General features: G+C 31.1%; 13 protein-coding genes. 4 read left to right on the forward strand and 9 right to left on the reverse strand.

What is annotated here, in order from left to right; genetic code table 11:
* Positions 1 to 21 precede the first annotated feature (21 nt).
* Together H527_RS0113485 and H527_RS0113490 are read right to left on the reverse strand one after the other, a co-directional pair.
* Complete coding sequence (locus H527_RS0113485; protein WP_027413198.1) at positions 22 to 825, reverse strand: tetratricopeptide repeat protein; 804 nt, start codon at positions 823 to 825, stop codon at positions 22 to 24.
* Positions 822 to 1394 carry an RNA polymerase sigma factor gene (locus H527_RS0113490; protein ID WP_027413199.1) on the reverse strand — a complete coding sequence of 191 codons (573 nt, stop codon included), beginning with the start codon at positions 1392 to 1394 and terminating at the stop codon, positions 822 to 824. Before H527_RS0113490 ends, H527_RS0113485 begins: the two co-directional genes overlap by 4 nt.
* A gap of 347 nt (positions 1395 to 1741) precedes the next feature.
* Here H527_RS0113490 and H527_RS0113495 point away from each other — a divergent pair, with 347 nt between their 5' ends.
* Both H527_RS0113495 and H527_RS0113500 read left to right on the forward strand, forming a co-directional pair.
* Complete coding sequence (locus H527_RS0113495; protein WP_027413200.1) at positions 1742 to 3061, forward strand: S8 family peptidase; 1320 nt, start codon at positions 1742 to 1744, stop codon at positions 3059 to 3061.
* A gap of 162 nt (positions 3062 to 3223) precedes the next feature.
* A complete protein-coding gene (locus H527_RS0113500; protein WP_027413201.1) occupies positions 3224 to 5965 on the forward strand; it encodes a CHAT domain-containing protein in 2742 nt (913 codons plus the stop codon).
* Positions 5966 to 6022: 57 nt separating this feature from the next.
* On the opposite strand, the gene H527_RS0113505 is transcribed toward H527_RS0113500, so the two are convergent.
* Positions 6023 to 7000 (reverse strand): hypothetical protein, encoded by a 978-nt coding sequence (locus tag H527_RS0113505; RefSeq protein WP_027413202.1) that lies wholly within the window; start codon positions 6998 to 7000, stop codon positions 6023 to 6025.
* A gap of 140 nt (positions 7001 to 7140) precedes the next feature.
* Positions 7141 to 9042 (reverse strand): T9SS type A sorting domain-containing protein, encoded by a 1902-nt coding sequence (locus H527_RS0113510; RefSeq protein ID WP_162143821.1) that lies wholly within the window; start codon positions 9040 to 9042, stop codon positions 7141 to 7143.
* A gap of 417 nt (positions 9043 to 9459) precedes the next feature.
* Here H527_RS0113510 and H527_RS0113515 point away from each other — a divergent pair, with 417 nt between their 5' ends.
* Positions 9460 to 10137, forward strand: a complete 678-nt coding sequence (locus tag H527_RS0113515) for a class I SAM-dependent methyltransferase (RefSeq protein WP_027413204.1) — start codon at positions 9460 to 9462, stop codon at positions 10135 to 10137.
* 205 nt (positions 10138 to 10342) lie between these two features.
* Here H527_RS0113515 and H527_RS0113520 read toward each other — a convergent pair whose 3' ends face one another.
* The 4 genes from H527_RS0113520 to H527_RS0113535 form a co-directional block, all read right to left on the reverse strand.
* Entirely contained in the window at positions 10343 to 12718 is a 2376-nt protein-coding gene (locus tag H527_RS0113520) for a porin family protein (protein WP_027413205.1), read from the reverse strand.
* 208 nt (positions 12719 to 12926) lie between these two features.
* Complete coding sequence (locus tag H527_RS0113525) at positions 12927 to 13325, reverse strand: lipocalin family protein (RefSeq protein WP_027413206.1); 399 nt, start codon at positions 13323 to 13325, stop codon at positions 12927 to 12929.
* 112 nt (positions 13326 to 13437) lie between these two features.
* Complete coding sequence (locus H527_RS0113530; protein WP_027413207.1) at positions 13438 to 15201, reverse strand: hypothetical protein; 1764 nt, start codon at positions 15199 to 15201, stop codon at positions 13438 to 13440.
* 732 nt (positions 15202 to 15933) lie between these two features.
* Positions 15934 to 18156, reverse strand: coding sequence for a nitric-oxide reductase large subunit (locus H527_RS0113535; protein WP_027413208.1), 2223 nt, complete (start codon positions 18154 to 18156; stop codon positions 15934 to 15936).
* Positions 18157 to 18477: 321 nt separating this feature from the next.
* Here H527_RS0113535 and H527_RS0113540 point away from each other — a divergent pair, with 321 nt between their 5' ends.
* The gene (locus H527_RS0113540) at positions 18478 to 18816 is read left to right on the forward strand and encodes a cupin domain-containing protein (protein WP_027413209.1); all 339 of its coding nucleotides are present in this window, start codon (positions 18478 to 18480) and stop codon (positions 18814 to 18816) included.
* A 307-nt stretch (positions 18817 to 19123) separates the two neighbouring features.
* On the opposite strand, the gene pfkA is transcribed toward H527_RS0113540, so the two are convergent.
* Entirely contained in the window at positions 19124 to 20110 is a 987-nt protein-coding gene (pfkA, locus tag H527_RS0113545) for a 6-phosphofructokinase (RefSeq protein ID WP_027413210.1), read from the reverse strand.
* Positions 20111 to 20144 lie beyond the last annotated feature (34 nt).

Genomic DNA, 20144 nt, shown 5'->3' on the forward strand with positions numbered 1-20144 from the left:
TAATCCAAGTGCTTTTTATTATTACTGTAACCTGTTTAACAGCTCTTTTGCTTCTTTATATTTATAATTTTGAGGATTTTTCGATAGGATTTGCAACTGCGTTTTAGCTTCTTCAACTTTATTTATCTTTAAATAAGTTAAAGAAAGATACCAATATGCTTTCGACGCATCCAAAGTATCGCTGCCAAGTAGTTTTTCAAAACTTTTTATCGCTGCTTCATTTTGATTTAATTCTAATTGAGTAACTCCTATATATAATAAAACTTGTGGATTACTTTGTGTAGCGTTTTGGGATACATAAGACTTAAATACTGTTAATGCTGTACTATATTGTTTTTTTCTAAAAAGTATTTCTCCTTCAGATAAACTTGTAACACCATCCCTTAAGCTTAATGACGGAAGATCATTCCAGTTTTTATGTTCTGCATACAAACTTTTAGCATCTATATCTTTGTTTAATTGTACAAAAACAAATAAACCTAACACCAACAATGCAGCTATAGACCCTGCATACAATACTATCTTTTTAATTTTTGTAGAAAAAGCATTAAAATAGGCATCTTCTGCTTTTTGTATATTTTTGGATATCGATTGTCCTTTTTCGCTTTTCAAGAAAGTTACATAGGTAGTAATTCTATCATTTTGTGTTGCGCTATTAGATATCTCCCAATCTGCATCATTATATAAGGTATACATTTCCTTATATATTTTAAATTCTTTTTGTGCTGTAGGATCTAACTCTATTTTTTTTTCAAAAATTTTATTTTCTTCCACAGTCATCTCTCCGTTCAGATACGTTTCTATTTCTTTCTCTAAATTATTCATAACTCCTTTAATTCATTATATCGAGAATCGGTTTGTATAGCTTCTTTAAGCTTTGATTTACATTTAAAAATACGTTGTCTAACCGTATTTTCTGTAGCATATCCTAATGTATCCGCTATTTTAGAATACGGTATCTTATTAAAAAAAAACTGAAGTATTTTTCTGCAATTTTCTGATATTTCTTCTAGTTTTTGTTGAAACAACTCCCATTTTTCTTGCTCATAAGCTGCTAAAGCTATCTCTCTTTCTTCATGTACTAGATCTATAACTGTAGAATTTGTTACCCTAGATTTATGAATTTTAACTTCTCGTCGCCAAACATTTTTACAGGTAGTAAAAAAATAGCCTTCAAAACTAGAAGTTATTACAAAATCTTTTGCTTGTGCTCTAACAGATAATTGTAGTAGTGATTTTTGCATAACATCCTTAGCATCTTCTTCTGTACCATCGTGAGTTCGCACATAGGTAAAAACTTTTGGGTATACTTTTTTATAAATCTCTTTGATTCCTACCTCATTTCCATTAATAAGGCTTTCTAATAAGTAATTATCATACTTTTGGGCACTCATGTACTACAAAGATTGGTTAGGTTAGATCTAAATTTAGGTACTATTTGTGGCTTTACCAACGTACCATATTACAAACTTAGATATAATTTTGAGATTTGCACAAGGGAAAAAACCTGATTTATTAAAATCTATAATGTTTCTATCCTATTAAAACAACCATAAAAACATACTGTTCTATTTTATCCTCTATACTCCTTAATAACCATGAAATAAAAAAAATAATAACATTTGAGGGTAACATTTCATTTATTTTGTGCTCTTGTTTGCAAATATTTATAAACCAAAAATATATCAAAGCTCTCGGGGAAGGAAAATTATACTTTGATGTATATTAAAATTTAAAAAACATGAAAAAAAGTATTGGATTTATTATGGTATTATGTCTACTAGTAGTATGGGGATGCACCACAGACGAAGGTAATTTTATTGAAAATGAAGTAAAACAAAATATTACAAAAAGTACAGGGAATGTTCCTATACCTGACATAGTAAATAATCAAATAGTAATTAAGTTTAACAACCCATTATTACCTTCAAATCAAAAACAGGCAATAAGAGATACTATCCAAGCTCGACACAAATTCACAATACAAAGCATCGAAGTTTGTGACTGTGATCCTAATGGCCCAGAATTATGGACTATAGGTATTACACAAATTGGTTTTTTGGGAGTTGAAGAGCTCGTTAAAAATTTGGATAGTAACGCTTCTGAAGGAGGTGTAGAAGGAGATCTTCAGTTTTATATTAATATAAGTAACAATCCTTTGTCAGGATTATACTCTAGCTCTATGAGTTCTAAAATTGCAACCAATAGTAGTACAGATAATGTGAATATTGCGATTTTAGATACAGGTATAGATTATAGTTATTTCTCTGGACAATTTCTATATAATACACAAAACACCAATAATGGCGCTTCTGGTATTTCTGGTTGGGATTTTGTAAACCATGATAAAGATATACAAGATGATCATGGTCATGGAAGTATTGTTGCCAAAGTTATTACTACAGAATTAGATATTACCAATACTCCATATAATATACTAGCTGTTAAAGCATTTGACAAAAGAGGAAAAGCGACCTATTTTGATGTTGTTTGCGGAATGAATTATATATCAAAACTTACCAATATTCATATAATCAATATGAGTTTTGGTTGGTATGGAAGAAACCAACAGTCTATCTTAAGAAATTTAATGGATGATGTAAAAAACAATACTTTAATAATTACTTCTGCTGGTAACCTTGGGCTAAATACAGACGAAATCGAGAATATGCATTTTCCATCGGGTTATAGGCTAGATAACACAATAGCGATTGGTGGGTATGAGTTAGAATCAGAACAACAAAATCATTGGGGAGTACAAGACATATTAGATCGGATTATAATCCATAAATCTAACTATGGTTCTGAGAATATAAATCTCGTTGCTCCTTTGGATGGATATAATCTTGTTTTTAATACGCAAGCAGGAAATCGAATAGAAACCGTTCATCCTATCGGAACCTCTTTTTCTGCTGCCTATGTTACTGCAAAAGTAGCAGAATTACATGATAGAGAGCTTTCTGTTTCTGATCTTAAGAATCAAATAATGCTTACTACACATAGCTTACAAAGAATACAAGCATCTATAATGGATGGCAACGTATTAGTACGAAATCATTAGAATAGAAATATTTAATTATAGTACAGAAAATTTTAAAAGAAACCATAAAAAAAGAGTACCAGACATGTTATGCATTTGGTACTCTTTTTTTATTTTAAATAACTACAAATTTTTCTCTTCCATAGAATTTGTATTCCTATAATAAAATTATAATTTTATTACATGAAATACAGACTCGTTGTTTATTTATATTTATTTACTTTTTTTTCTTATTCACAAGATTACAAAATTTTTCAAAAAAAATTATCCCCCAATATTCCTTTAGAAATAGCTGAACAGAAAATTGACTCTTTTGTCAACAATGCTACAAAAATTTTACCTCCGATTGAAATAGCAGATCATTACCATGAATACGGATTGTGGTATTTCCAAAAATGGAATATCATTAAAGATATTACTCTTTTAGAAAAAGCATTTTTTTATACTGAGAAGTCAAAAAACATTAAAAAAGCAATATCTAACATTGATCAACAATCGCTAAATAAGACTTTATACAATTTAGGTCATTTCAGCTTTAGAAAGCATGATTTTTTTGAAGCCATAAAGTATTATTCTGAAATAATCAAGGCAAATGGAACTAAAAAAAGACTCCTCTTTTCTCACATAGCACTAGGAGAAACTTATACAAAAATTGGAGATTTTCATAAAGCTTTACATATTTTAGAAAAAGGAATTGAACTAGCCGGAAGTGATAAACTTTATCAAAAAAATATAATAGATGGATATATACAACTAGCAGATACATATTCACTAATGGGGTATGAAGAATATTCTTCAGAAATTCAATCAAATTTACAAAAGGCAGACTCTATTTTAGATTTGGTTTCATTTAATACAATACGTCATAAAAACTATATCTATCAAATAGAAGGAAATCGGTTACTTAAAACTAAAAAATATCTGCAAGCTAATTTCTTTTTTCATAAAACTTTAGAAAATTTATATTCTGGCGATTCTTATAACAAAGCAATTACCTATAATAGTCTTGGAGTATCATTCCATAATTTACGAAAATTAGATAGTGCACAATTTTATATACAAAAATCAATTTCTGTAGCCCCAAATTTCACTCCCGCACATGAAAATATGGGCGATTTATACATAGAACAAAAAGATTTTATTAAAGGATTACAGGCATATCAAAAAGCAATTGACTATTCTGTTTCTAATGATAAAAATTCAGGATATAAAAATTTGATAACAATTCAAGAATTAGAGGTAACAGTTAACAAATATGATTTATTACATCACCTCATCCAAAAAGCCAATGGGTGGATGCAATATTACCTTTATGATAAGGATAAAAACCACCTCATAGAAGCTTTAGAAACTTTTAAATTAGCAGACAAACTAGTAGATATTATTCGTTTTGAAAGTACGGAGTATAAATCTAAATTGTTTTGGCGAGAGCAAGGAGCGTCTTTATATAGGAAAGCAGTAGAAACTTGTTATCTACTTAAGAAGCCAGAAGAAGCCTACTATTTTATGGAAAAAAATAAGGCGTTATTATTACTGGAAGATATCACCAATGAGCAAGCTAAAGAAAATACCAAACTACCTGTGGTGATTGCAAAACGAGAGTTTGCACTAAAGAAAGAAATATATCTATCCGAAAACGAATTAAATAGTTCTCAAAAACAACCAAAGGATAGTATCCAGATTATAAAAGACAAGGTATATAAAAATAAGCGTTTGTATGAACAATTTGTAGACTCTATATCTAAAATATACCCAGAATATGCTGTAAATAAAAAGAAAATAACGGTATTACCACATTATACCTTTACCACAAAATACATTTTAGAGGATGAAGTGGTACTACAATATATACTAGATAAAGACCATGGATATGGTTTACTTACCTCCTCTAACAAATCTATTTTTTTTGAGATTAAAGATGTACCTGTACTTATAGAGGATATTAAACTTTTACGTAAGCAATCTTCACAATGGTTTGTTCATCAAGAACAAGTAACTGCATACCAAAAAAATGCGAATAGCATATTCCAAAAATTAATACCTCCTAGTGTACATACTTTAGTAAAAGGGAAAAAAATAACCATAGTACCAGATTATACCTTGCAACAAATCTCTTTTGATGCATTAACTACCTCTGCACAACCGCACAGTTATTTTATAAAAGATGCCGAGATACGTTATGCGTATTCGATGTCATATCTAGATAGAAAAGAACAGGTTACAAATATCTCAAAATACCCGTTTATAGGTTTTGCTCCCGTAACTTTTTCTAACAACAAATTAGGAGATCTACCTCTTAGTAAAGACGAAGTACTCTCGATTTCGAGTTTATACAACGGTGATACAATCCTTGAAGAAAAGGCTACCAAAGCTAATTTTCTGGACACTATTCAAGCATATAAAGTCATACACCTGTCTACACATGCCGATATTGGTGATATTGTAGATCCCTGGATTGCTTTTAGGGATCAAAAACTATCTTTACATGAAATTTATGCTACTAAAAATCAATCGGATATGGTAGTATTAAGTGCTTGTAAAACTTCTTTAGGAGAATTAAAACTAGGCGAAGGGATTATGAGTCTTGCCAGAGGTTTTTTTCATTCTGGTGCAAAAAGTGTAGTCTCTTCTTTATGGGCAACTAATGATAAATCGAGCCAGGAATTGATGCTGGATTTTTACAAAAAGCTAGATAAAGGAGAAACTAAAGCATCTGCTTTACGTAATGCTAAATTAGACTATATACGTACGCATACTGGTAGTGAATTATCCCCTTTTTACTGGGGATCTTTAATCCTTATTGGAGACAACTCCCCTATTACTTTATCACAAAACACCTATTACTGGTATTGGGCTGGTTCGCTAGCTCTTTTAATGCTTATTATTAGTGTTTTTTATATAAGACGAAAAAAACAAAAAGGCTAAACGATTATATAATCTATTTAGCCTCTTTTCTTAAAACAACATGAAATTTTTATCTTGTTAATAAAACATGGTTGTGCCTACAGTATTAGGAGTTGCTGGATACCAATGTGCCCAATGCTTTGAAAATCCATCACGTTCATAAAATTCTGCTGGAATAAACCCAGCACTCCAATCATATATATCCATAGCTTCAAGGCAGTTGCAGTAATTATGACTTTTTTTGCCAAATGCAAGAGGTGCTGTAAAAGCTTCTTTTTTGGTATACGTCATATCAAATTCTAGTCGATTATCTGTTTTCACATCTTTCCATTGACTCCACCATAAAACCTTTGACCACACTTGTGTTTTAGTAACAGAACCAATAGAACTATAATGCGGATAAAAACCAGTCCATTGTCTGGCGATCATTCTAGCTTTTCTACCATTAAATAAAATTATTTCTCTTTCATTAGTGTTTGCCTTTGCTTGCTCCACAGTATTCTTATGTTTATATACTTTTAGATTATCCCCAAAGGTAATAGTAGTACCACTTTTAATTTCAATTTCTCTGGCATTGTATGCTTCTATAAATTTTATTATTTCTGAAGAATTACCAGAAGTATAGGTATATACAAAATCCCCATCGATTCTAAATATATGCCTACCGATACGCAATTCTCCTTTCGAATTTAACATGGAAAGTAAAACACTATCTGGTGAATCTACTATAGCGATATCTTCTTTTTTAAGCCCTAGTTTTTCTGCTTCTGTTTTTTCTAAACTCTTATAAATGAGTAATAATGATAATCTACCTTCTTTTTCAAAAACTGTTCTGGCTTCCTCTAATAGATTTTCTTTATTTTCTATTCTGTTTTTAATAAACTCTCTAAATTCATCTTCGGAAGCAAAACTTAACATCGAGGAATCTATAGCTTTAATTGTTTGAGATTGTGTTTCTTTAGTTTCTTCTATACTATGTGTTTCTGTTATTGTATCATCTTGAGAACATGCAGTAATTAATAGTCCGAAAATTGCCATTTTAAAAAATTGTTTCATTTTATGGTTTTTTAAATGTGTTAATTGATTTATATAAGGTTTATATTTATTTACTCTTATTCTTTTGTTACCTTAGGTTAAACCATCTAATGAACTACCCCCATAATTCACCAAATGGTTATCTAACCTGCTTTATTTTTTTATTGTATCGCTACTTGTTTTGTGATTATTTCTCCAGATTGTTTTGTGATTCGCACAAAATACATTCCTTTAGAGGTTCTCTCATCTATCGGTACTTGTATATTTTCGCTTTGTCTGACATATTCCAAAACAGTACTTTTTCCGGATAAGGTTACTAACTCTATCTTTTTAATAGGATTTTTAGAGGAATTAGAGATCGTAAGTGTTTTTCCTACTTGTACGGGGTTAGGGTATATTTCTATTTTAGATTCTGTAACAGTACGTTTATCTTTCTTATATTCTTCATACATCTCATAAATAGCTCCAGATACTATCTGATCATTGATTTGTTGGATATAACCACTATCTGGCTCATAAGGGTATTCTTTGGTCTCTAAAATAAATCGAACAGGATCATTATTGTTTCTACTTTTTTGTGTTTGCACTCTAAAGTAAATTCTGGTTTCTGTCCACCCTATACAATTGTTCCAGACACCATGTTTGATATAATACCAGGTATTTAAACTTAATCCTGAATATGTTACTGCATCTACAGAACAACAATAGGTGGTTCCTACTACATTATCATTACTGTCGTATAAATCCCAAAGATGATATACATTAACAGGGTTTGTATCTGCTTGCGTATTGACTACTACATTTCCATTAAAATCTGTAGTTAAACTAATATTAAAATCAGAGGTTTGTCCTTTCCAGCTAACAGGTGTAGTAACGGTTTGTCTGCTTTCTTGCCAAGGGTAACAAGCATCTTTATCACTATCTTTCCATACGCCATGTTTGATATAATAATTTTTAGTCCAACTTAATCCTGTAAACGTATAGGTATTTCCTGTTTGTATGGCGCCAACTTGTGTACCTCCTGTAGTAGCACTTGTAGAGGTTTCAAACAATCCCCACCATTGGTTTGCTGTAGGTTCTGTGGTAGTTACCTCTGCAGAAATGGTACCATCTCCTGCACAAAAAGTATTCATTGCAAAATTAGGATTCAAATGTACATTACCCAATACGGTAAATCGTTTTGTTAATGGCAACCAATTAGTACATGTGTTTTGAACAGCAACCTTGATCTCATATTCATATCCTATATCGAAGGTAATACCTGCCGTTCCAAATAAAGTAGTGAGATTTATTGTATTTAGTTCTCCAGCTGTCCATCCTAAACTGGATATAGCTTGAAAATTGCTCGTACTCCCTTTGGGTCTTTTGTATGCTTCTATAAAGTAATTGTCCTCGTCTGCAGATGCAGATCCATCCAAAAAGATAGTTTCGCCTGCACAAAAGATGTCTTTAGTTGTTCCAGAGGCATCTTCAAAATGGAAATCTACTGCAAGATGATCTTCCACAACAACAATATCATCTATAGACATTTCTGCCTGTGGTGCACTCCCAGCATATAATGGATTAATTAGTAATGTCGAAAAATTTGCTGTAGGGATAAAAGAAACGGTTATAGGCTTCCAATTGTTTAAATAATTTCCTCCTATAGAGTTTACATATATATCCTGTTCGCTTTGTATACCACCATTTTGTAAATTAACTGCTCTCAAATTTATGATTCCGTTCGTATTGGTATTTGTGTTACCATTATCATTAGTTCTTACTCTAAAAGATACGGTATAACATTTTCCTTGTTCAAAAGCTACTGGAGTTTGCAGCGCTTCAAAACTTCCGTTTGCAGACCACATCCATGCATACGGATTAGTAGGTACACCCCATAAGGAGGCATCTGCACTAAATTCTGTCCACACAGATACACAACCGTCTTCAAATGCAAAACGGAAATCACCACAATTAGGATCATATTGTGAAAAATCCCCATTAGTTACCAAATTGTTTTGTGCCGTACTCCAGTAGGAACAGACTAGTAAAAAAAGAATAAGTAATATATTTTTTAGTTTCATTGTATTAGTTTTTAAGAGATACCTACTCATACGCTTTTCGGCTTTCGCGCTCTAAAAAAAAGAGTTCTTCTTGGATGGATCAGACCCAAAGCAATTGCTTATTTGTAGAAGGGAGTAGATAGTATGGAAAATGTTACCCTTGTATATAAAAAAATAATCTAGCAGATAAAAAAACTGGCAGTAAAACAACTAAAAACATTACTTAGTTCCTATTGTTAGAGAATCAAGTATACTGTAATACTATTTATTGATTTTAGCTTATTTCTTTTAAAAAATAATGTGTAGATTCTATTAAGAAGTTTAAGAAACTAGGCTGTCCAATATATGTTGTTACATATAATTTGTACGTTTGTTTTAATGTTCTATTTAAATACATACAAATATGTTTTATAGTATGTATAAACCAATAGAGAGTTTATGAAAAAGAAAGAAAATGAAGTTAAAAAAATAAAGAAGCCTTGGCCTACTAGAGATGCTATGGAACAGGTTTACTCTATGAAACTTTGGGGTGATAACGAATCCGATTTTTATTCAGGCATAGGATCACACCACCCTGATATAGTAAATCCATATATAGATGTTTTAACCTCTTTTTTAACCTCTTTCACCCCTCCTCTTGTAGTGTGTGATCTAGGTTGTGGAGATTTTAATATAGGGGAAAAATTAGTAAAACATACTGAGAAATATATTGCAGTAGATATAGTAAAAGACCTTATAAATTATAATAAAAAGAAGTTTAAAGAAGAAAATTTAGAATTCTATTGTTTAGATATTGCTGTAGATGATTTGCCTTCTGGAGATTGTGTATTATTAAGGCAAGTTCTACAACATTTATCGAATTCTGAAGTACAAAGTATAGTGAATAAATTAACTGATTTTAAGTATGTTATTTTAACAGAACATTTACCTGAAGGAGATTTTATACCCAATAAAGATATTATTTCAGGTCAAGGAATTAGATTAAAAAAACAAAGTGGTTTAGACTTATTAGTAAAACCTTTTAGTTTTAAAGTAAAAGAAGAAAAACAATTATTATCTGTTACTTTAAATAATTGTAAAGGTGTTATTTTAACTACTATTTATAAAGTTTTTTGAAATCTTGAGAGCTATGTTAAAATGTTTCACTTTGGTATATAATATTCATCGAAAGAAGTATAAGGACAATTAAAATAGAGGTTTTTGGGGCATAGCTATCTTTTTTTGAATTTTATAGTTGTGACAAACTATAGATTATGTTCAAATCATAAAATAGGCTTAGTGAAATTAACTTTATATCCTTCTATAAAAATAGAGCTATTTCCTATTCTTTTAAAATTTTATGAAACATATCTGCCAGTCGTATTTCGATAAACTTAACGATATGTTCTTCTGATTTTTCTGCCTGATGCATAGAGAATACTTTGGCGGCATTACGTTTTTTAAGCGTTTGAATATCTCCTTTCGGGTTCTCTATATCTTCTGGTTGTAAATTCCATTTCAGCAATGATTCTAATAGCTCAGTATGCGAGGCATATCGTTTTTCGAGTACTTTTTGTCTTTTCAGATCTTCTGAATCCTTCTCCTCTGCACTGTTTATTTTTGCGCTTACTATCGTAAACTCATCTCGGATCTGCCGGTCTATCTCTCTGGCTTCACTAACCAGTTTGTTATAGGCTTCGTATATCTTTTCATTATAAAATGCTGCAAAATCCAGATAGGTTTCCATTTCTTTTAGGTACCTTATTGCAATCTCTTTGTACACCTTTTTCTCTTTCTCTTCGGTTTCTTTAAGCTGCTCTGCCAATTTGCTTAACTCTCCTTTTTTATCTTTGATGATATGTGCAAATCCCTCTTTTTCTGGTAACTCTAACAATTGTGGGGTAATATTTATTGGCAACCCTTCAAAACGATATTTTTTGTATTGAATTTTGATAGAATCGTTATCTTCTTTAGGTTTCTTTTCTTTCTTTTTAAAATTAAGTTTCGGTTTTTTAAGCCCGAATGCATAATTATATCCAAAAGTTGCAGTAAACTCACTTAACTGCCCATTGTTACCCCCGTTTCTAAACAGTTGTACGGCATTCAAATTAAAATTATGTCGCTCTTTTAAGGTATAGGTAACTGCTCCCCTTAGATTGGTTACATTGGTATTGGATGTAGAACTGGTAGAACTGTTGTAGCCCGAGGATAACCGTACATTCAATGTTTTTTCAAAATATCGTTTCCCTACACTTACGGTAGGGCCCCAGGTGGTAGACTCTTCTCTGCCTATAGTATTATACGTACCATTAACCGAAGTGCTGATATTGAGGTTTCTTTCTGAAAAATCTATGGTATGTCCTATATTCATATTATGAAAGGTAGAGGCATCTCCTAATCGCACTACGCCTCCTTGTTCGTTAGATACATCATTTAATGCATAATTGGTAGTAAGGTTTTGTCTGGATGTTTTTTTATTAGAAAGCACATAACTTATCGTTGCTGTGGCGGTTTGGGAGAGTTGCTTATAATCCAGTTCTTCTATCTGCTCGTCTAATAAATCGGCATCATTAATTTCGTCAAACTGATTGGGTTTGATATTGGTAAAGGTGCTAAAGTTAGAGTACGATCCTGAGATATTCAATCTCTCGGACAAGGCAAGGGTAGCGTTTAAAGAACCTACAGTACGATTGGTGTTATTAGCTTTTAAGTTATCCAGATCATCCCGTTGGTACCCAATATTAAGGGCTAAGGTTAGTCTGTCTCTAAAAAAGGTATTAGAAGCATCCAGAGTAATGTTTTCGAAATCGTTGTTAAAATAATATGCTCCTAAAGTTTCATATCCTGGATCGATACGTTCGTATCCCAATCCTAGATTTACTCGTCCTATGCCATATCCTAAACGTGTTTTAACCGCGTTATAATACTCGGTAGAGGTACGATTATTAAATAGTACTGCAATAGGAGTCGATTCGATACTTTCGCTCTCTTCGGCTCTGGTATCTTTAGTAATCGCGGTAGATGCGTATTCTGCTTGCAGGCTAAAACTCTTTCCTAATTTAACTTCTCCTTCTACACTTACTACTAAATTTTCTTGTGGTAAGACTCCTTTGGCTTCGGGGATAGAATCGATAGAGTTTGGATTATCTTTTGCATAAAAACCAATAATTCCTATTTTATACTGTTCTTTTTCTATACTAGTTTTTAATCCATATCCCATACGGCTAAATGCAGGAACAGTTCTGAGATCTCCATTATCCTCGGTTGCTTTTAACAATTGTCCCGACATGGCACTTATTTTAACGGATCCTGGGGGAGTTAGATCTACTCCTCCTCCTGTAAATTGATGTCCGCTTAAGGTATATGGAGAAAAGGTCATACTTATATTACCTATATGCCCTGTGATCCATTTATACTTGGGATGTAAGCTTATCCTGTTAAAATCAAAAGGTAGCTGGTAGCCCAAGTTTTCTCCTTGGTTAGAAAAACTGTACGATATGGGTAAGGAAAAACTGTAAATATTTATATTAAGAGCGCCTTGTAAAAAATAAGTATATGGTTCTCTGCTTTTATTTTGATTAGAGCTATAGTATATACCACTAGCGGAAACCTGACCACTTACTGTAAAAGGTTTGCTTTTGGTTATAGACTCATAGTCTAGCGTTTGACCAATAGATAGAAATGGAAAGACTAAAAATAAGAGTAAAGACTTCTTCAATACTATATGCTTTCTGTTATTACTACTATAATGATCATACTAAAAAAATGAATATAAAATGAGAGGATAACATAGCTAACAATAGTTTTGAAAATTTAAACTTTCTTTCGTTATAAAAGAATATATACATTTTAGACTCTTACTATACATAAAAATACCCTGAAAACCTTTTCTATAGTATAGTTCAATTTTCAGGGTATTTGTTATTTTATTTAGCATATACATTAACCGACTCTGATGACCTAAGTATTATAGTATTATCTTTAAATTCAACTGGAACAACATTATCACTAGTATCGAATTTAAATCTATACTTCCCGTTTCCTTCATTTTTCCAAGTTCCATTTGTAACACCATCAACTATACACTCACCCTGATATTCTATATAAGGTGTGGATATATAAGTACCATCTGCTTTAAACTCAAGAGATCCCTTTTTTCTACATGCTGATGCCTCGGTAGTAGTACCATTAACAATTTCGGTTTCCGAAAAATTAAACCATTTGGCGATAATAGGATCTTGCCCTCCTCCATCATCATCTTTACTACATGAAATAATAGATAATGTACTTAAAAATACAGTTACTACTAAAATTACTTTTTTCATTGTTTTTAAAAATTGAAATTAATGATTGCTTCTCGTTAATACTTTACTATAAAGTATAGCACATATCCGTTTTTATTTCACTATTAGTTTTAGTTATTAGAGGTATAAATAATTAATACCCTACTTTGATGATTGCTACCTTATTTAAAACTTTTTCTTTAGTATAGTATTGATGTAAAATAAAGAGGTCTTTACTATCTTTATTTACCAAAGCAAAATCCCTCATATAACTACCAAAATAAAGCATTCGGGATGCATTATTACCAAGGTCTGTTTCTAAATTTATAGTTTCTACTTTTTCTGGAGTGATTGTAGTTAAGTAATATTTTCCTGCGCGTGTAGCAAGAGAAGTAAAACTATCCTCTGTTATTTCAATATTTTGGTATCTAAAATCTTCTTTTTGATTAGATTTTGAATATAACGAGCCAAAATGAATAGGTTTAAAATCATTATCCAATACAGTATATTTAAATCCTGAATTTAAGGTTACACTTTTAGGTATTGAACTGTTAGGAACACTTTCTGTAGTTTTTTCAATATTATTTTTACGAATAACATAAAATTGTCCCATTTTATATATGGCATCAAAATCTACTAAATAATTATAGTAATTAATCGGTGTTTCTCCCTGTCTTGCAGAAAATGCTTCAGAAAGTTCCACAGTTACTTTTCCTGTTGAATCAAGAGTAAAAATTTCAAATTGACTACTTATTAAGGATAACTGATGATTATTGATAAATCGTAAAGTATCCTCTCCATCATTAATTATAAGTAAAGGAGAAACTACATTTTTATATTTTTTTTCTGTACCGTGAGAAAATTTGGTTTGAAACTTTACTGCTCCTGTAAGATCCATATAGATTATATCAAAATCTGTTTTTGCATAGGTTTCTGATTTCTTCCCTTTTTTATGATATCCAAAAACAGTAGCAAAACCTACTGGATCTAAATCTTTATTATACACGGTTTTGGTTATTACTTTTGGTTTTCGAGGAGTATCAAATTCAAAAGATTGGACGCTCATTTTTGCGCTCCCTTCATTATAAGATACCATTTTGTATTTAGTATCATCTTTCTTTTTTACAAACCAAACGATATAATTTTCACCTACAGAGTTTTCACTTTCTCTTAAAAACTCATATTCTTGAAGCTCTGGCGTTTCTTTAAGATTTACTAAATCTTTTTTTTCTGTGTCACTTATATACCCCTTAGAGGCTACATATCTAAAAAAAGCTTTTCTATTAGTAATCCAAGGTGCTATATTTTTAATCCCTAAAAACCCTTCTCCTTTTAGCTTAAGTTCTGTAAGCGATAACAGTTCTTTATCCAGTGCTGGGGCATATTTAAAAGCTTTATTTAAGTCATTATAATGATAGTTTAAAAGAGTACCTGACTCAAAACCTGTAATATCTATCATCCCACTAGCGGGTTTAAAAAACACATTTTTCCCTTCTGGTAAAGGGTCTACTTTATGAAATAAATACTTTTTGGTATCTATAACTGACATATCTTTTGTGAGAATACTTCCTTCCAAAACTACTGGCACAATAGTATTTTGATAACTATTGTCTACTGTTGCAGCAGAAATTAATTTCCCAAAAAAACCTTTATCGTTATGTTCTTTTTTTGCTGCTTCTATTTCTTGAGTACTACTTATAATTTGAGAACCGTTTACATGACTATATGCATATAAAAATATCTCATTTTTATCTTTATTTAAGGACCAATTTAACAAGTGTGCTCCTCCTGTTTTACCAATATTTGGGATGTCAATTAATACAGAGTCCTTGATTCTTGGATGAGACTGTCCTGATACAACATCACTATTAAGCAAAATAATTAATACAATAATGGTTTTAAAAAAATAGCTTTTCATATAAATTTTGAATTAATTAGAATGATTGCAAAGAACGGTTTTTAAGGGTAGTTAACAAAGTCTTAAGACATTCAAATTACAAAAAATATGGTTTTACCTTTTGAAATAGATGGTAAAACACAAGTTTTATTAATTATTAGTTTATGCTAAAGAGGTTTCCTTAATTTTGAAAAAACATAAAAATTATTCTTTTACAACTCTATCTTTTATTTAATTCAAACACCTTATTTACAGCATTTTAAACTAAAAATAGTGCTGCTAAATTATTTCTTTTTTGAGTATTCAATTTCTACACGCACAACTTTTAAAAGTTAAAATGGTTTTATTGTATTAAGAGCTGAGCAGCTCCTTACTTGATTTAATGTTATAGTGCATAAAGAAGTTTTAGAAAATAACTTTACCAATAGTTTTATTATACTTGAATCTATATCTGTTATAGTTAATTTATTTCTTCTAACATTACAATATTACCATTTGTATCCAAAATTTCTGATGACTATCCAAATAGTTTATATTTTAGAGTTATACCACCCTAAGTTACATTTATACCATTTACAATTTGAATTTACCGTAATAAATGTTCTTTTTTCGCCTCAAGTATCAAAATAAAAGCTTGATACCAGATCGAGTCTGGCACAAGCTTTTCTTCTTCACTGAAACAAAAAAAATCTTAATTTTCTTTTCCAGTAAACTCAAACTATAAATGGTATTAGTTAAATGGTTACGAATTATTTATTTTTTTTTAGCCATACATTTTAAAGTTTCTTTAATGGTAAACCAACAAAAATATCCTATCCCTACTGAAAAAATAACGTCTCCTATAATTCGTAACCATTTAATAGTCTGAAATGAAGGAGAGTATAGTAACTCTGTACTTCTTGCATACCAATATCCATGTTTAATAGAAGCTAATGCCTGTATAATACCTTGTGGTAACAAACTAAATACCACCATTGCTAATAACCCTATATTTAAAGACCAGAAAGATATTTTTAATATTTTATCGTTCCATTCTGTTTTTGAAATCATTCGTAACGAAAAAAGTATTAACCCCATTCCTAGCATACCATAAACACCAAATAAAGCTGTGTGCGCATGCACTGCTGTTGTGTTTAGTCCTTGTATATAGTATAATGCTATTGGTGGATTTATCAAAAAACCAAATACTCCGGCTCCCAGCATATTCCAGAAGGAAACTGCAAGAAAGAAATAAATAGGCCACTTGTATTCTTTTACCCATTCCTTAGCCTTTAACAGACTCCAGTTTTCCCAGATTTCGTAACCAATTAAAGTTAAAGGCACTACCTCTAAAGCACTAAATGTAGCTCCTAAAGCTATAGCATGAACCGGAGTTCCTGAAAAATACAAATGATGTAGTGTTCCTATAATACCTCCTGAAAGGAATATAATAGCTGATAGAACGGTAACTCTTCCTGCAGTTTTTGCTGGTATAAGTTTCATTTTTGTAAACAAAAAAGCAATGACAACAGTTGCAAAAACTTCAAAAAATCCTTCTACCCATAAATGAACCAACCACCATCTCCAATAATTGATTACAGATAGAGATGAGTTTTCTCCATACATTAACCCCGAAAAGAAAAATGAACCTATTGCTATTACAGATATTAGGAATAGTATTAATAAATGTCTGGTATTATCTTTTCTTCGGATACCTACAAGAATGTGTCTACCAACTAAAATCACCCATAAGACTAAGCCTACTGCTAATAATATTTGCCAGAATCTACCTAAATCCATATATTCATATCCCTGATGTCCAAAGAAAAAATTAGTAGTTAATTCTAAATATTGTTTTACTCCCAGCCACTCTCCTACCATAGATCCTAATACGACAATTAGTATGGCTATGAATAAAAAGTTAATACCAAATGTTTGAAATTTTAATTCTTTATTGCTTACTAAAGGTGCAATAAATAGCCCGGTGGATAACCATGCTGCTGCAATCCAAAAAATTGCTAGTTGTGTATGCCAGGTTCTACTTATAGTATACGGCAGGTATTTAGATAATTCAAACCCAAAAAACTCTTGTCCTTCTACAGTATAATGTACTGTAATAATACCAAGAACTACTTGTAGTGCTATTAAAAGACTTATTACCAAAAAGTACTTTAATGTTGCTTTTTGAGAGGCAAACAATTTAATATTCTTTAAAGGGTTTACATTAGGTATTTCGCCTTTTTCTTCTCTTTCTCTATGACTACTTCGTATATGGTACCAAACCATAATAGATATAAATAATAAAAGTAAAACAATCGAAAATCCAGACCATATCTGTGCATCTACTGTTATAAGATTATCAATTAATGGCTCATGCGGCCAATTAGAGGTATACGTAATAGTATCTCCTATTCTATTGGTAGAGGCTGCCCAAGATGCCCAAAATAAAAATGCATTAAGATCATCTAATTTAGATTCATCTACCAACATATCTTTTGGTATAGCATATTCTGCATTTCCTTTTGAAAATATATTTTTATAATGCTTTGAATTGGATAAAATGGCTTCTTTTCTGTCGGCAGTAATCCAAACATTTTTTGTTATTGTATCATATGTATTCGTTTTGATTTGATCTACCAATCGCCCTTTTAGTAATCCTTTATTTTCTGTAGATAGGTTTTCATAACTCTCGCCATAGGGTAAAGACCATTTATTTAATAAAAACATTGCTTCTTTATGGATCCAATCGGCAGACCAGTCTGGTGCTACATAACTACCATGCCCCCAAATAGAGCCTACCTCCATCCCACCGATAGATTCCCAAACATTTTGTCCTCGCTGTATATTTGCTTTTGTAAAAATGACCTCATTTGTTTTTACTACCATTACTTTTTCTGGTATGGGAGGTTTTTCTTGGTATATCTTGACTCCTACCCAAATTAGTGCCGCAAAAGAGAGCACTACAATGGTGATAAATCCTATCCATATTTTTTTCATTATTTTAGTTTTAGGTTTTAGTAAATTTTTTACACAAAACTAACACCTCAACTAATTGTCTTTTTATGATTGAAATCATGTTTAATGATTTTTTCCTAGAATCAACTTCTCTTTAATTTCTATATCTGCTGTATGAATATGTTTATCTAAAAGTATCCGATAAGCTTATCTACCATTTATATGACAACATAATTATTATTCTTTTGTTGTTTTTTATAATTTATCTGGTAATGACAGAATCATATTACATAGTTTATGATTAAACTCATAAAACAAGAAATAAAAAGAGTATACTTTTGAAGTAAATAAAAATATCATATTATGCAAGTGACATCTTTACTTAAAGATCTTAATTATGGAGATAAAAATCCCGTAATTACCAAATTAATTGAAAACGACGCTACCAAAGAAATAAGAATTGTATTTAAAAAAGGACAAGAAATGAAGGAACATAAAACTAAGTTCCCGATAACTGTAGAGGTTTTTGAAGGTGAAATTGGTTTTGGTGCAAAAAACATTACTTATGTTCTTAAAAAAGGGGATATCATATCTCTAGATCCTAATATAAGCCATAATCTTATTGCTTCAGAAAATAGTATTGTAAGGCTTTCTTTATCTAAAAACGATTCTGTAGAAAGAGTATTAAAGGTGAATACATAATCCTGATTAACGAACTGATGAATATACTCCTTAAAACATATGTCGTTTTGAAACAGTCTTTTAATGAGAAATTATAATCCCTTAAGTTATAATTCTGCTGTTGTTGAATTAGTAACCAGAAGTATATTATAAACTTAGAAAAACCGCATTAATATAAAAATATCTGACTCATGGGGGTGTTTTACTAAAGGATACTCTAAAGAATAACCATATCTATTTTTTTTTTTGCTATTCTTAAGGCTATTTGTGCATCTCCTCCTAGTTCGGATAATATTTAGTTTTTACTAATATATGTTTTTACTTTTTTTTAAGTAGAAAGAATATCTGAAATACGTAATAGCTCTTTATTAATACTATGTTTTTCTTTTAACCCTCTATCAAAACTTGTTGCTGCTATTTCATTATTTAATATACCTACCATTACATTTTTTTCTCCATCCAAAAGTAGCTCTACTGCTTTTACACAAAGTCTACTTGCAAGAGTTCTATCAAAACATGAAGGGGTACCTCCTCTTTGCATATGCCCCAAAACAGTAACTCTAACATCATAATCTGGCATGTTTTCAGTTACATAATCTGCTAGTTCATATACATTTTTTCCTATTTTATCTCCCTCGCTTACTACTACTATACTAGAAGATTTACCAGAGCGTTTACTACGTTTTAAAGATTCTAATAGTCTTTCCAGACCTAAATCTTCTTCAGGAATAAGGATTTCTTCAGCTCCTGCTCCCACCCCACTGTTTAAAGCTATAAATCCTGCATCTCTACCCATTACTTCTACAAAAAATAATCGATCATGAGAACTTGCTGTGTCTCTTATTTTATCGATGGCTTCTACTACTGTGTTCAATGCGGTATCATACCCTATTGTAAAATTGGTTCCTGCAATATCATTATCTATAGTACCTGGAACACCTATAACAGGAATTTCAAATTCTTCGCTAAAAATTTTCCCTCCTTTAAAGGTACCATCCCCTCCAATTAATACCATTGCATCTACTCCTATTTCTTTAAGATGGTCTGCTGCTTTTTTTCTACCTTCTGGAGTTATAAAATCTTTAGATCTTGCAGATTTAAGTATAGTACCTCCACGGCTTATTATGTTACGAACACTTCTGGCATTTAACTCTATATAATCCCCTTCTATCATACCTTGATAGCCTCTATAAAACCCTATACATTTCACATTATAATAGGCACATGCTCTTGCTACTGCTCGTATTGCTGCATTCATTCCTGGTGCATCCCCTCCAGAAGTCATAACCCCAATTGTTCTTATTTCTTTGGCCATAATTAGTTTTTTTGCAAGCTTTTTAGTTTCATAA

Origin of the sequence: Aquimarina muelleri DSM 19832, from assembly GCF_000430665.1 — a bacterium.
Lineage (GTDB): Bacteria > Bacteroidota > Bacteroidia > Flavobacteriales > Flavobacteriaceae > Aquimarina > Aquimarina muelleri.

Bases quoted from the DNA above. Each gene is read 5' to 3' on its own strand.
- H527_RS0113485 (WP_027413198.1), bottom strand. From the start codon at position 825: ATGAATAATTTAGAGAAAGAAATAGAAACGTATCTGAACGGAGAGATG.
- H527_RS0113490 (WP_027413199.1), bottom strand. From the start codon at position 1,394: ATGAGTGCCCAAAAGTATGATAATTACTTATTAGAAAGCCTTATTAAT.
- H527_RS0113495 (WP_027413200.1), top strand. From the start codon at position 1,742: ATGAAAAAAAGTATTGGATTTATTATGGTATTATGTCTACTAGTAGTA.
- H527_RS0113500 (WP_027413201.1), top strand. From the start codon at position 3,224: ATGAAATACAGACTCGTTGTTTATTTATATTTATTTACTTTTTTTTCT.
- H527_RS0113505 (WP_027413202.1), bottom strand. From the start codon at position 7,000: ATGAAACAATTTTTTAAAATGGCAATTTTCGGACTATTAATTACTGCA.
- H527_RS0113510 (WP_162143821.1), bottom strand. From the start codon at position 9,042: ATGAAACTAAAAAATATATTACTTATTCTTTTTTTACTAGTCTGTTCC.
- H527_RS0113515 (WP_027413204.1), top strand. From the start codon at position 9,460: ATGAAAAAGAAAGAAAATGAAGTTAAAAAAATAAAGAAGCCTTGGCCT.
- H527_RS0113525 (WP_027413206.1), bottom strand. From the start codon at position 13,325: ATGAAAAAAGTAATTTTAGTAGTAACTGTATTTTTAAGTACATTATCT.
- H527_RS0113530 (WP_027413207.1), bottom strand. From the start codon at position 15,201: ATGAAAAGCTATTTTTTTAAAACCATTATTGTATTAATTATTTTGCTT.
- H527_RS0113535 (WP_027413208.1), bottom strand. From the start codon at position 18,156: ATGAAAAAAATATGGATAGGATTTATCACCATTGTAGTGCTCTCTTTT.
- H527_RS0113540 (WP_027413209.1), top strand. From the start codon at position 18,478: ATGCAAGTGACATCTTTACTTAAAGATCTTAATTATGGAGATAAAAAT.
- pfkA (WP_027413210.1), bottom strand. From the start codon at position 20,110: ATGGCCAAAGAAATAAGAACAATTGGGGTTATGACTTCTGGAGGGGAT.